Here is a 12,867-nt window from a genome sequence, read left to right as displayed (position 1 = left end):
GTATCTTTGATCAAATTCTTTTGAGTAGCAGTGGACAACAATTTTGCTTTTATTTGTAATCACTCTTCAAGTTTTTCCCAGGAAAGCCCTATTATATGGCGGCAAGATCATAGGTCAGGAAATTACATAAGTTCATGAACAAGCCATACTTTGAACTCAACAATTGCAAACCTGTTATAAATTATGTCCCTGCTTTTGAATAGCTATTACATCACTTTCTTCCAGGTCAGATCGTTGCCTGCCCGCCTGTCAATCATGCTTATAACCTTACCTGTTTGATCTTTAATAAATATTTTTCGGTGAGGCAATTGCGCTTTTGTAAAGAAAACATCCGGGCTCTCGCCCAGAAGTTCCTGTGGGGCTCTGCCGGTACGTTGTTCCATTAACTTGCCGTTTTGCATCGATATCAAGTAAGAAATGCCATCAGTTAACTGATAAGTTCCGGTATAAGTGGCCAAAATTGATGGTTCCTGGATGATAGCGTTTGGCACCGAAAGAATTTCTGCCACGTGAGAAGATAATAATTGCCAATGACCATGATTTTTAACAAAAACATCTGTTTCGTTGTAAGCCGTGTTGATCAACTGTCCGTTTACTGCCACCTGCTCTTTTGGTACAATAAACAAAACCATGGTATTTTCAAATCTTCTTAGGGTAGGGGTGGTCAGTATGATCTTTCTCTTAAACGGCTTATCAGTGGGTTTCATAAATGACAGCTGCGCCGTTTTAGTCCTGACTACGCCATCTTCCTCGGTAATAAATCCATCGTCTGCCATATATTTTGCCCAAACTGTTTTATCTCCGGTTACTATGGCATCTAACAGTGCCTGTGTAATGGTTAGTATTTCCTTTTCATCGGTAGAGGCATTACTTTGCCGAATCTTTCCACTTCGACATATCACGGAATGATTCAAACCTTGAAACTGAAAAAAAAAGTTTGGAATAAGAGAATAAGAAGTTAAGAATAGTAATAACAGTGATTTTTTCATAAGAATTTTGTTTTATATTAATTAGTTATAAAAGGATGATCGTCAATTGCAGCATGTTCAAAGCGCTCAAGCTTATCCCTATCACCAACAAAAGAAATAAGTTGAACAACCCAATCCATAGGCTAAAGTCAGCAAGCAAAGGCGTTACAAGGCCTTTTTCATCCAGATCCCCTTTTGAGGCGTATCACCCCGCATCAGGATTGACCAATCAACGATCTTAAAATCTCGATCCTGGTAAAATTTCATTGCCTCGGTATTATGTTCCCAGACGTTCAACCAAAGCAGATCAAAATGATGGTCCAGGGCGTATTGAATGCAGCAATTCATTAAAGCTGTTCCTATTTTCTTACCCTGGTGGTGTTTTAACAGGTACAATCTTTCTATTTCAATATATTTCCCGTTTTCGGGCCTGTCTGACTTTCGTCGGGTACTAATTTTGGCATATCCGGCCAATTCCTGGTCTAAAAATGCGATAAGGAAAGTATTCACCGCTTCTCCCCATTCAAGAATCAATTTTTCCTGACTGAATGAAATGGCTATGTAAGCCTGCAAGTGATCTTCCGACATCTGTCCGGTGAACGTCTCCCAGAATGCCTTTTTCGCCAATGCCGATAATGCAGGCATGTCCTTAAGACAAGCCTCCCTGAAAGATATTTTTCCTTTGCTCATTGCCTCCATGTTCTGCTCATCTGCTGTGAAATTATTTGTAGATAAATCATGTTGATAAAATTCGACCATTTCGACTGATTACAACGGTAAAATCCGGATAAAAACTTACAATATCGGGATAGAAAAAGTCCGAAGGGGTTTAGTTTTTGGTGTTTACCTAACCTGTTAAAAGGAGTGCGGTTATTTTTAATTTATAACTATTTTATTAGTCAGAGTTGCTATATTAGAATGCTTTACATATATTGAAGATACCAAGGCCGTAAGTCATTTCATGAATGACCTTATCAATGATTAATAAACTGAAAACTATAATAATTCCCAAATGCCTATTATATTTAATCACGAAGTAAAAAAAAATGTGTTTTATACAAACCAATTGTCTACAGACAAATTGTGTTCAGATAAACTCATAGAAACGAATGAGGATTTTGAATTTCAGGATGCCAATATGAATTTTCAAAATTGGTATTTCGATGGATATCGTTTAGCCAACAGTATTCTTAATAATACTAATAACATCGTAACCTATAACATTAAAAATGATATAGATACGGTGAAATTTTACTTTAACAGAAGAGGGCCAGCTGCGATTTCCTACGATGAACTAGGAAAAAAGTTTTCTATTCAGAGTGGCCAGTATAATCTGCTTTATTCTTCAGAATTGAATACACAGGTCAAACACGAAAAAGGCATTTCGGAAATGTTCTCTTTACAATTGACCAGGAAACGTTTTTTTTCTCTTATGGATGAAGGGTGTATGGTGATGAATGGATTTTCTGAAGAGGTTTATAAAGACAGGCCAGTCATATTTTCAAACAATTGGCTGCATATAAGGCCTGAAATTGATCATTGTATCCATAGCATCTTAACATGCCAGTATATAAAGGAAATGAAAAGATTATAATTGGAATCAAAATCAAACGAGCTGTTTGTATTATTGTCCAACATGCAAACGAATAATGATGAAAAATTTGTTAAAAGACCATCGGAAAGAGACAAGCTCTATAGTATAAAAGAATATTTAGAAAAGAATTATGCCAATCCGATAAATCTTCATGATATCTGTACAATGTTTGGAATAAATGACTTTAAACTAAAGAACGGGTTCAGAGAAATATTCCAAACTTCCGTTATTGGTTTTGTTATTAACAAAAGATTGGAAGCGTCTTTGACTCTATTAGCCGAAAGAAATTTAAACATCAGCGAAATTGCCTACCAAACCGGATATTCATCCCCTCAGCATTTCAGTAAATCATTTAAAAGGAAATATGGGATCTCCCCATCTCAAATAAATTAAATATCCTGTTCTATTATACCCTTAATACAGAAGAAAGTGCTTTGTGATAGGTAAATCATTACACTTATAAATTTTAAGTGTAATGATCCGGAGAAATTTAAACCTATACAATGAACTGGTTTCTTAATGTTCTATGTATTGATGAAAGCTTTTACTGTGCATGAACAGGGATAGTCTCCAATTTTTAATACGGATAAAAGTTCTTTATGATGAAAAAAAATTTACCTATCCACAGTATACGAAGATACCGGTGCAAATATGCTGATCGATCTGCTTGTCAATGTAATTAAGTTTGCTAATCCCCTTTCCCTATGAAAACCTTTCCGCTGTTTGTAAAGCAGCCATCGGTTATTTTTGAACAGCAGCGAAAATATATTTCAATAACACATCGTACGAAGTATCGCCATCCTCATTATAATTCCCGGCAGTTAATACCACTTCAAGATCCAGGGAAGGAGCCATACAGATTATTTGCCCACCGTTCCCGTCTGCAAGCGTTACATCCATCACTCGTCCTGTGATCAGCGGTTTAGCGCACCAGAACTGATAGCCATATCCTTCGGGTATGTCATTCGTATTGATGCGCCATTTCATTGCTTGATTTACCCAATCAGCGGATAGGATTTGTTGATTATTCCAGATTCCTCCATGCATATACAGTTGACCTATTTTTAACATATCAATAGGACGTAAACGTAAGCCTGACGGAGCCCAAACAGTTCCATCCTCCCTGACTGACCAATTAAATTTCTGAATGCCCAATGGCGTGAATAAATTTTTAGCCGCAAATAAGTTAATCGGTATACCGGTAACTTTCTGTACAAGTTGTGCTAAAAGTTGGGTACAGCCACCACTGTAATTAAAGACAGTACCCGGTGTTGTCACGGCAGTCCGGCTCAGTACAAAGTCTACTACATCGGATTGAGCCAGCATCTGTCTTTCTCCATTCGCGGGATCTGTGTAGGATGTATGCTCATTCCATTCCAACCCGGCACTCATGGTGAGCAGGTCTTTAATAGTTAGTCCGGCCTTTGCACCTGTTGCATATTTCTTATATGCCGGGAAATAGTCGAAAATGTTGTCGTTAATGCTTTTAATTTTCCCCTGTCCGATCGCGATACCTACACAGGTTGATACAATACTTTTAGTTACGCTTCTGCAATCATGAAGGCTGTCCCTGGTGTGTTCCACGCGGCCTACAGGATTGGGAAATACAGCATCTTCGCCTGCAAAGTAATGTTCATATATCAATTTATCATGTCGCAGAATGAGGATACTATGGATATTATATTTACCGCCGAGGACTTCTTTTTCCAGGCCGGTTATCCGATTCTTATCAATATTCGCTTCTTCAAAAGAACCAGACTCAAATCCGTCGGGGTTAGTAGGGTGGAAGGGCACAGTCTTATCTTTAGAACACCTGGTGAACAATAATACAGCCAAAAGAGCAATTGCAAGATTTTTCATGTTTTAATTTTTATTTGATTAAATAAGGATAAATTCCTTTTAACGTACTTATGGGAGTAAGACACCTGGGAATTGTTTTACCCTGACCATATTAAAAAATAAAAGGTCAAACTGTAATTATGCTGAGTATATATCACACTTGACCAAGGAGGAAATTACTTATAAAAATAGCATGATAATAAGCATAATCGTAATAGGGGACCTTGGCTGCACCGCTAAGTTTATATTTTGTTCTGATCAGGTTGTGAAATGCATATCAGCTGTATTTTACTGTTTAATCGGAACAAGAAACTTGAGGAAATGGATCATATTCATAAAACCTGTTCATTATAAAAGCATCCTCAGAGGCGGTTGCTTTTTTTAAGTTTGTAAGCCGGAAGACAAATAAATTAAGTATGAGACAATAGTGAAAATATTCCAGAGCTCTTGGCCAACTCATTCCGTCATATCCAAAATATCATTCCGAAATATTTTAATCCTGCTAATACTCTTATACGGAGAATTAATTTATTGATACATTTCACACAAATGCATGGACATGGAGTTTGGAATCATATGGTCAAACCTTCCGGAATATCCAACTCATATTCTAAATAAGGTAATTATAACTTATCTGTTGTACTATATATTTTCTCTAAAAACCTTTTACGACTTTCAATGTTATCAATACATCCTCGCCCTTGTTCCTATAGAATACCTCTATAGAATATCCTGATAATGATACAAATGAATAATGACTTGCTTTGTGGGTAACTCATTATAATAGATTTGGGTTCCTATAAATTTATTCACTAGTACGTAACAACGCTACCAGTCTTAATCCGTAGTTTAATTTTATCCTTTTTTAAAGAAATAAATTATGAAAAACGAAAAAGTAATTAGAGACTATTTTAACGGTTGGCAAAGAAAAAAATGGGAATCAGTCGAGTCTATTCTTACAGATAAATTTACTTTTACTAGTCCCAATGATGATGATCATATAAACATTAACAACTACAAAGAAAAGTGTTGGCCCGAGTCCGATAAGATCGATAAGTATAATTTAGAAAAAATTATCGAAGTCGGAAATGAAGCCTTCGTCAGGTATCAGTGTTGGACTACAGATGGTAAATCATTTCGAAACACAGAGTATTTTAGATTGTCAAACGGAAAAATAGAGGAAATTGAAGTCTTCTTTGGAGCGGGTCAAGGCTTTCCGTCTTCTGTATTAAATACCAATTATTGAAATTTAAAAAGCGATGAAAATTCAATTTGATATTCTGATGTCTATTCCTATTTTTTCTATATTTGTCAGCTTGGGACCTTTCGTTGCTCAGGCCCAGGAACTGTCTCGGAATGATACCACGTTATCAGAACTTGGAGCTGGATTTATTTCGAATACCGTAAAAGTGAATCAGACAACGATTCATTATGTTCGCGGCGGAAAGGGCCCCGTAGTTATTCTTGTCCACGGATTTCCTCAGGATTGGTATGAATTTCGTAAGATCATGCCGCGGTTATCGAAAAATTTTACAGTGATTGCCGTTGATTTGCGTGTGTAGGCGGCTCGGCGGCGACTCCCGGTGGATATGATGCTGCAAATATGGCAGAGGACATTCATCAACTCTCGTTACAACTTCAACTCAAGCAAGTATACATTGTAGGTCACGATATTGGTGGGATGGTTACTTATGCTCTCCTTCGTCTTTACCCGGAAACAATACGGGGGGTGATGATTCTTGATTCGGGGTTACCGGGTTTGAGCCCGTGGGAGGAAAACAAGGCTAATCCTTTTCTTTGGCATTTCGGCTTTCACCAAACGCCGGATGTGCCAGAAAAGTTGATCACCGGCCGGCAATTTATTTACTTCCGCGAAGGGATGTTCAACCGATTCGCGTTACATAAAGATTCTATCACCGATAGCGATGTAAATCATTATGTAAACTCTTACGGGACTTCAGAAAAACTGCGTGCTGGATTAGAGTTTTACCGGGCCTTTCCGGCCAACGAAAAATTCAATGCCGCTAAGCGAAATGTACTTAACAATCCTATTGTATTGGCTGGAGGAGATAAAGCCGCAGGACCAACGCTTTTAAAAATGGCGGAATCCTTGCGGAAATATGGGTGCACAAACGTTACCACCAAGATTATTCAGAACAGCGGGCATTTTGTGAGTGAGGAGCAACCGGAAATAGTAATTGGACTTATCGAATACTATGCTTCAAAGTAGCGTATTTTAATATTAAAAACTATGAATTAATTGTTCTCCATAGATGCCCATGAGAAAGAAATGTAATCTAAGTATTTAACGTATATGCATTGGATGCCCATTGTGACCCCTCTGTATCTGCAAACGAGAAGTATTACGGGCTGCAATGGAAGGGCAAATTATTTCAGAAGCAACACGAATCGAAGCGTTTAGTATTTCTGTTACTTATTTTTACGACTACTTTTGATATCAACTCTTTTCAGGCCTAAATCCTTAACAGATTTAACTAAAAAGGGCAATTTTTCAATAACCGTATCACTGGTATCTAAGCCAAACGCTTCTTTTTCAGTTAGTTCCAATTTTCTTAAGAAAAAATAACTGTTAAGTATGAATTCTTCGCCAACACGGAGCTCATTGTCATGAGATAAGAATTTTTGCATGATCACGAATTGAAAATCCGCGTGCATGCCACGCTTTTTTAACGATAAATATGGACTGACCACATCTAGTTCCTTGTTTTTGACCAAATCCTCAACTACTTTTCTAAACAGGATATTTACTCTGGGCTGCACCCTAAAGCCCAGGCGGAACACTATGCGAACCACTTTACTTATGGCGAGCTCTTCTACAGCATATTCCATCGTATAGGGATCGTCCGCAAGTTCCATGTGTATGAACCAATACATATCGGCGCGCTTGGGCTTCCGGCTTAGAATCGAAAACATGATCGATTGTTCGATTTGCTGGGCATCATCAGCTTTGGTAAAATAAATAAGATGGGTGGCATATTTAGGAACACTCTGATCAGCATTCAAGTCCAGCAGAAATGGTATCTGGTCTTTCAAGTTAACGAAGCATACCAGGCGATCATTGATCATGCGCGCTTTATGCCAAATGTACATCGTAAAGATCAAACCGAACTCAAACACCAGAAAAAACAGCCGTTTTAACAGCTTAACTGCATTGGCAACGAAAAATGAAACTTCCACGCATACAAACAGAACGACAATTGGCATCACCAGCCATAATGGCCATTTCTTTACATACCGCATGAAATAATACATTAGGGTAGTGGTCATCAGCATGGCTACAGTAATTGAAAATCCATAAGCGGCTGTCATGGCAGTTGATGTTCGAAAGTATAAAGTCACGGCTATACATCCGAGACAGATGATCCAGTTAATGCCGGGGATATAAATTTGACCGCGAATGTTCGATGGATATTTTACTTTTACATGAGGCCAGAAATTCATGCGGATCGCCTCGTTAATTAACGTAAAAGAACCGCTGATTAATGCCTGGCTAGCTATAATGGTAGCCAAAGTTGCAACGGCAATTCCAGGTATCAAAAAGAAATGCGGAACTATTTCGAAAAAGGGGTTAACTTCATTGAAGTTTTTTCCTGGCTGCTGCATCAACACCCATGCGCCCTGACCAAGATAGTTGAGCAGCAAGGTGATCTTCACGAATATCCAGCTAACCTGAATATTTCGTTTACCGCAATGGCCCAGATCCGAATAAAGCGCCTCTGCGCCGGTCGTACACAAAAATACGGCGCCCAGCAGCCAGAAACCTTTAGGGTGCTCAATTAACAATCTGGCACCGTAATATGGATTAAAGGCCTTTATAATTTCCGGGTGCTGTACAAATTGTAGCAGACCCAAGGTCCCCAGCATCAAAAACCACAAGAACATTACCGGTCCAAAAGCCGAACCAACCACACCTGTTCCGAAACGCTGGAAAAAGAATAACAGGAGTAATATGACAATAACGATTAACAAAACCAGACCATTTCCGGGAACAATCGTATGCGATAAGCCATTTACCATTTTCAGGCCTTCAATTGCCGAGGTAATCGAGATCGGGGGCGTGATAATGCCATCAGCCAGTAATGTTCCAGCGCCAACAATTGCGGGTATAGCCAGCCACTTGCCATAAGGCTTTACCAAGGCATAAAGTGCAAATATCCCTCCTTCGCCATGATTGTCTGCCTGTAACGTGATAACCACATATTTAAATGTGGTTTGCAGTGTCAGCGTCCAGAAAATACAGGAAATAGAACCTAACACGAGGCTTTCATTTACTTTTCCGCCATCAACAAGCAGACTTTGAAAAACATAAAGTGGTGAAGTCCCAATATCTCCAAAGACTATACCGAGGGCAATCAGCATCCCGGCTGCCGACGGCTTTTTTAGTTGTTGGTCCATAGCTTAGTATCCATTATTTTTTTCAATGTATATGAATCAACGACTATAAAGATTTTATGTTAATTGTCTCATTAGTTGTCTTCCTACTAATCTAAAATCTCAGGAATAGTTTTATTTGAGACATTGAAAATGTAATGGAGTTTCCAATGATCAATTAACGATGGAATAAACTGCTGTTTATTTTGTTTTTTTATAGTATTCTACAATGGCAGCTAACTGTTTGCCGCTAATACCAATCTGACTGATAGATATTTTATTTATCTCCCCATTGTTCAATTCCAGCAGTAAAAATTTGTCTGGTGTCCTGCCTGCATTATCCGTCATGATATAGGCGTTTGCTACATCCTTCCATTGAAAAGTTTGTTTTTTAATGACCAACTTATCCTTGTCGGCATAAACTTCTGTCTCGCTATTGTTTTTTTTCACTATTGCCTGCCTGATAAGAATTATAGCTATAACCAACACTATTACCAATGGCAAAATATTTATTATCGATTTTGATGCCGAACGGCAACTGTAAAATACCGCGAGTAAAAAAACAGGACTAAACAAAAACACATAGTTCCAATAAGACACTGTAATTACTGTAGGCTCTTTAACCCTATCCACATCAGCTGCAGCTACCATGTCCTTTGTTGATTTATAACTTACGTTATTAAACATTTTTAGTGGATTGCTCTTTTTGTAATTATTGATGTAGTTTTCAATCGCTGCCATAGTATTTAATAATAAATGAGTGTTTTACTTCTAAACCATTACCACAGGAGTGGCAATGCCACTTAACATTTAAGGAGCGGGAACAATATTCAAACCAACTAGCACCTTAGCTTTATCAGAAAGATCACCGACCAGCAAACGAATGGGGCCGGTAATTTTTTAATGAGCGTGGGTACGGCAATGATCTGTTCACCTTCCGCTAATTGCGGATGCTCCAGTAAGTCAATGATCTTTACGGTAAATTGACCCGCTAACTCTTATTCGCACATGTTTCTTAGATTGGCAATCGCCCTTATTGGTTTTTGGGATTTACCGGTAATATAAAGGCATAGCCTGTATTTTTCCTTTTTCATTTTATTGATTTCGATCAGGCATTTAACCAATAAGGGAAGTTTTTATTGTTATGCAATATTAAATTTACCTAAATTTAACTTTATATTAATATTATAATTTTATAATAAATTTATTTAACAATTAGAAACAATGCCCCCAATTCTTTTGTTGTATACCTAATAAATTATAAAAACCAAATTATGAAACATTCACATCACGAAGAAGCAGCTAAGCATCACACTGAGGCTGCAAAACACCACACTGAAGCTCACAAGAGCCATGCTGAAGGAAATGACGAAAAGGCTGCTCATCATGCTCAAACTGCCCAGGGCCATCAGCACAAGGCGACCGAACATGCGACAGAAGCAGCAAAAAAGCATGCTGAAAAGCACAGTTCTTCGCATTAAAATAGAAGATGCGGAGAACAAAGCAGGCTGTTTTAATAGCCTGCTTTTTTTATGGCAGATTGTTCGCACCTGTAATAAGTGGAGAATTCAGATCAGTTAAACAATACAAAAAACCTTGAAAAGCCTAACTATTATCCTTAATCACCAGCAAATAAAACACTGGCCTGGAAAATTTGTTGCATTACAATCTTCATAAAAATAGGCTAAATAATCACTTAAAAATAAAATGCGGGTAGCTATTATAGGTGGAGGGCCCAGTGGCCTGTTCATGTTCAAAAGACTGGTGGATAGTGGTGAAACAAACTTCATCATTACGATATTTGAGCGAAAAAACCGGTTGGGAGAAGGCATGCCCTATAGCAGTGAGGGTGCCAATGATGAACATATTACCAATGTATCCGGTAACGAAATTCCGATGCTGGTAACCTCCCTGGCAGATTGGATCAGGAGTGTACCCAAAGACACACTTGATAAATTTCATATTGACGCGAAGCGTTTTAATGAATACAAGGTGCTACCACGTCTGCTATTTGGGCAATACCTCACAGCCCAATTTAGCCTCCTGCAAAAACAAGCGCGCGACACCGGTATAAATTTCGAAGTACATTACGAAAGTAATGTAACAGATATTATTGATTGGCCTGAAAAAGAAAGCGTTTTAGTAGAAATTGATCATAATGAACAAGTAGAATTTGATCAGGTGATCATCTGTACCGGACATAACTGGCCGCGTAAGCATGAAGGCAAAGTCCCTAATTATTTTGATTCGCCATATCCGCCTGTAAAGCTGGCACTCCATGCCAATCACCCCGTAGCAATCAAAGGTTCTTCGCTCACCGCCGTTGATGCCATCCGTACTTTGTCGCGTTACAATGGTAGCTTTGAGAAGAAACAGGATGGGCGGCTGTCGTATCGGTTGCATGATCAAAGTCCCAATTTTAAACTGGTGTTGCATACGCGGAACGGGATGCTTCCCGCAGTAAGGTTTCATTTAGAAGATTCGCATCTCTCCAATAAATCCCTGCTAAGTAAAGAAGAAATAGCAGCGCACATAGCGGCCAATAACGGTTTTTTATCCCTTGATTATATATTTGAAAAAGACTTTAAAGAACCGATCAAGGGAAAAGAGCGGGAATTTTATGAACATATCAAGGACATGAGCCTTGAAGAATTTGTAATGGCCATGATGGAGCTGCGCGGGCGTCTTGATCCATTCCAACTATTGAAAGCAGAATATACAGAAGCTGAAAAATCAATTAAACGAAAAGAATCGGTATACTGGAAAGAAATGTTAGGCGTTTTAAGCTTTGCTTTGAACTATCCTGCCAAACACCTCTCGGCAGAAGATATGCAAAGGCTTCAAAAATCATTAGTTCCGCTCATCTCTATTGTTATTGCCTATATCCCGCAAAGTTCCAGCGAAGAATTGCTTGCTTTACATCAAGCGGGAGTATTAGATCTTATTCCCGTTGGTGAGGATAGCAAGGTCGAGGCGGCGTCGGAAGGCGGAGCGATTTACTATTATACAGACGAAGAAGGAACGGAACACTCCGTACATTTTAATACTTATATCGATTGTGTGGGGCAACCACATTTAGCTTATGAAGAGTTTCCATTCAGAAGTTTACTGAGCGGCAGGACAATTAGTCCGGCCCGTTTAAAATTTCGTTCTGCAGAAGAAGGGCAAAAGGCTCTTGAAGAAGGAAAGGATGTATTGCTGGATCAAAGCGGTGATTATTATTTAAAAGTTTCAGGCATTACCATTAACGATCATTTTCAAGTAGTAGATGCGTATGGTGCTTTTAATGAACGGATATATATTATGGCGGTGCCTTATATCGGGGGATACAATCCTGATTACTCAGGCCTGGATTTCAGCGAAGAAGCATCAGCCAAGATTATAAAAAGACTACTTACATGAGATATTTACAATTGCGTGGCTCAAAAGCGCTGGGACGAAATAGATGGTGGTAAAGGTTTTTGGCCTTAACCCGGATACAGCGCGGACATCGGCGATCAGAGACATATAGGTAACTCATTCTCTGATATTTCGAAAAAACGGCACCCAATTTTATTCAACCTAATCATGCATCTATATGCTCGTATTAATTATTCCACCTATGATGCTGCTAACCATTTTGTTGGTTTGCATGATTTATTATCAATTGGTAACCCGCAGATTCACTGCCTCCGCTATCCAGGCCACAGCACGGATCATCAGCAATAACCGTTACCAGGCCACAAAATCCTCCGTTTTTATACCAACCATTGTTTTTACAGATCATAATGGACAGGAGATTACCGTGGACGCCGGGATGTCGGGTGCCAGCTCTCTTTGGCGGAAAACCCACTACACCGGTGAGGAATTAATTATTTTGTATGAGCCATCCAACCCTAAAAATTTCATTGCGGATTCTTGGTATGGCCGGTTTGTTTATACCTTCAAAAAAGCCGCTGTGGCTATTTTAGTAATTATCCTTGCAGGGCTAATTTTTATAATATTAAGATAAAGATTAAAGTTGGTTTGACGAATACTTCTTTTAAAGAACGGTTTAAAGTCCACAATGCTATGGGGGGATATGCGTAAACGACT

The 12,867-nt window shown here is 38.7% G+C and carries 12 protein-coding genes and 2 pseudogenes; 8 read left to right on the top strand and 6 right to left on the bottom strand.

The genetic code is table 11. From position 1 onward, the window contains the following. Positions 1 to 206 precede the first annotated feature (206 nt). Positions 207 to 989 (bottom strand): nuclear transport factor 2 family protein, encoded by a 783-nt coding sequence (locus BW976_RS04610; RefSeq protein ID WP_076370932.1) that lies wholly within the window; start codon positions 987 to 989, stop codon positions 207 to 209. 144 nt (positions 990 to 1,133) lie between these two features. Then, complete coding sequence (locus BW976_RS04605; RefSeq protein WP_175614043.1) at positions 1,134 to 1,658, bottom strand: GNAT family N-acetyltransferase; 525 nt, start codon at positions 1,656 to 1,658, stop codon at positions 1,134 to 1,136. A 322-nt stretch (positions 1,659 to 1,980) separates the two neighbouring features. Here BW976_RS04605 and BW976_RS04600 point away from each other — a divergent pair, with 322 nt between their 5' ends. Together BW976_RS04600 and BW976_RS04595 are read left to right on the top strand one after the other, a co-directional pair. Beyond that, positions 1,981 to 2,562 carry a hypothetical protein gene (locus BW976_RS04600; protein WP_076370927.1) on the top strand — a complete coding sequence of 194 codons (582 nt, stop codon included), beginning with the start codon at positions 1,981 to 1,983 and terminating at the stop codon, positions 2,560 to 2,562. A gap of 42 nt (positions 2,563 to 2,604) precedes the next feature. Beyond that, complete coding sequence (locus BW976_RS04595) at positions 2,605 to 2,955, top strand: helix-turn-helix domain-containing protein (RefSeq protein ID WP_076370925.1); 351 nt, start codon at positions 2,605 to 2,607, stop codon at positions 2,953 to 2,955. Between the two features lie 348 nt (positions 2,956 to 3,303). On the opposite strand, the gene BW976_RS04590 is transcribed toward BW976_RS04595, so the two are convergent. Further along, a complete protein-coding gene (locus BW976_RS04590) occupies positions 3,304 to 4,422 on the bottom strand; it encodes a serine hydrolase domain-containing protein (RefSeq protein WP_076370923.1) in 1,119 nt (372 codons plus the stop codon). Positions 4,423 to 5,281: 859 nt separating this feature from the next. Between BW976_RS04590 and BW976_RS04585 the strand changes: the two genes are divergently transcribed. From BW976_RS04585 to BW976_RS04575, 3 genes and pseudogenes are all read left to right on the top strand, one after another. Continuing rightward, on the top strand, positions 5,282 to 5,647 hold the full coding sequence (locus BW976_RS04585; protein ID WP_076370921.1) for a nuclear transport factor 2 family protein: 366 nt from the start codon (positions 5,282 to 5,284) through the stop codon (positions 5,645 to 5,647). A gap of 13 nt (positions 5,648 to 5,660) precedes the next feature. Then, positions 5,661 to 5,963, top strand: a complete 303-nt coding sequence (locus BW976_RS04580; protein WP_076370919.1) for an alpha/beta fold hydrolase — start codon at positions 5,661 to 5,663, stop codon at positions 5,961 to 5,963. An 11-nt stretch (positions 5,964 to 5,974) separates the two neighbouring features. Continuing rightward, positions 5,975 to 6,631: pseudogene (locus BW976_RS04575) on the top strand (alpha/beta fold hydrolase); the annotation flags it as partial. Positions 6,632 to 6,831: 200 nt separating this feature from the next. On the opposite strand, the gene BW976_RS04570 reads toward BW976_RS04575, so the two are convergent. The 3 genes and pseudogenes from BW976_RS04570 to BW976_RS30000 form a co-directional block, all read right to left on the bottom strand. Continuing rightward, complete coding sequence (locus BW976_RS04570; RefSeq protein WP_076370916.1) at positions 6,832 to 8,817, bottom strand: KUP/HAK/KT family potassium transporter; 1,986 nt, start codon at positions 8,815 to 8,817, stop codon at positions 6,832 to 6,834. A 177-nt stretch (positions 8,818 to 8,994) separates the two neighbouring features. Beyond that, positions 8,995 to 9,534, bottom strand: a complete 540-nt coding sequence (locus tag BW976_RS04565) for a hypothetical protein (RefSeq protein ID WP_076370914.1) — start codon at positions 9,532 to 9,534, stop codon at positions 8,995 to 8,997. A gap of 98 nt (positions 9,535 to 9,632) precedes the next feature. Further along, positions 9,633 to 9,776: pseudogene (locus BW976_RS30000) on the bottom strand (circadian clock KaiB family protein); the annotation flags it as partial. A gap of 291 nt (positions 9,777 to 10,067) precedes the next feature. Between BW976_RS30000 and BW976_RS04555 the strand changes: the two are divergent. The 3 genes from BW976_RS04555 to BW976_RS04545 all read left to right on the top strand — a co-directional run bounded on the left by BW976_RS04555 (position 10,068) and on the right by BW976_RS04545 (position 12,784). Beyond that, positions 10,068 to 10,274 (top strand): hypothetical protein, encoded by a 207-nt coding sequence (locus BW976_RS04555; protein WP_076370910.1) that lies wholly within the window; start codon positions 10,068 to 10,070, stop codon positions 10,272 to 10,274. A gap of 226 nt (positions 10,275 to 10,500) precedes the next feature. Next, positions 10,501 to 12,195: an FAD/NAD(P)-binding protein gene (locus BW976_RS04550; protein ID WP_076370907.1), complete on the top strand. Its 1,695-nt coding sequence runs from the start codon at positions 10,501 to 10,503 to the stop codon at positions 12,193 to 12,195. Between the two features lie 175 nt (positions 12,196 to 12,370). Beyond that, complete coding sequence (locus BW976_RS04545; protein ID WP_076370904.1) at positions 12,371 to 12,784, top strand: DUF3592 domain-containing protein; 414 nt, start codon at positions 12,371 to 12,373, stop codon at positions 12,782 to 12,784. Positions 12,785 to 12,867 lie beyond the last annotated feature (83 nt).

It is taken from the genome of Mucilaginibacter lappiensis, from assembly GCF_900155965.1.
Lineage (GTDB): Bacteria > Bacteroidota > Bacteroidia > Sphingobacteriales > Sphingobacteriaceae > Mucilaginibacter > Mucilaginibacter lappiensis.
This window is presented reverse-complemented; position numbering and strand designations above follow the sequence as displayed.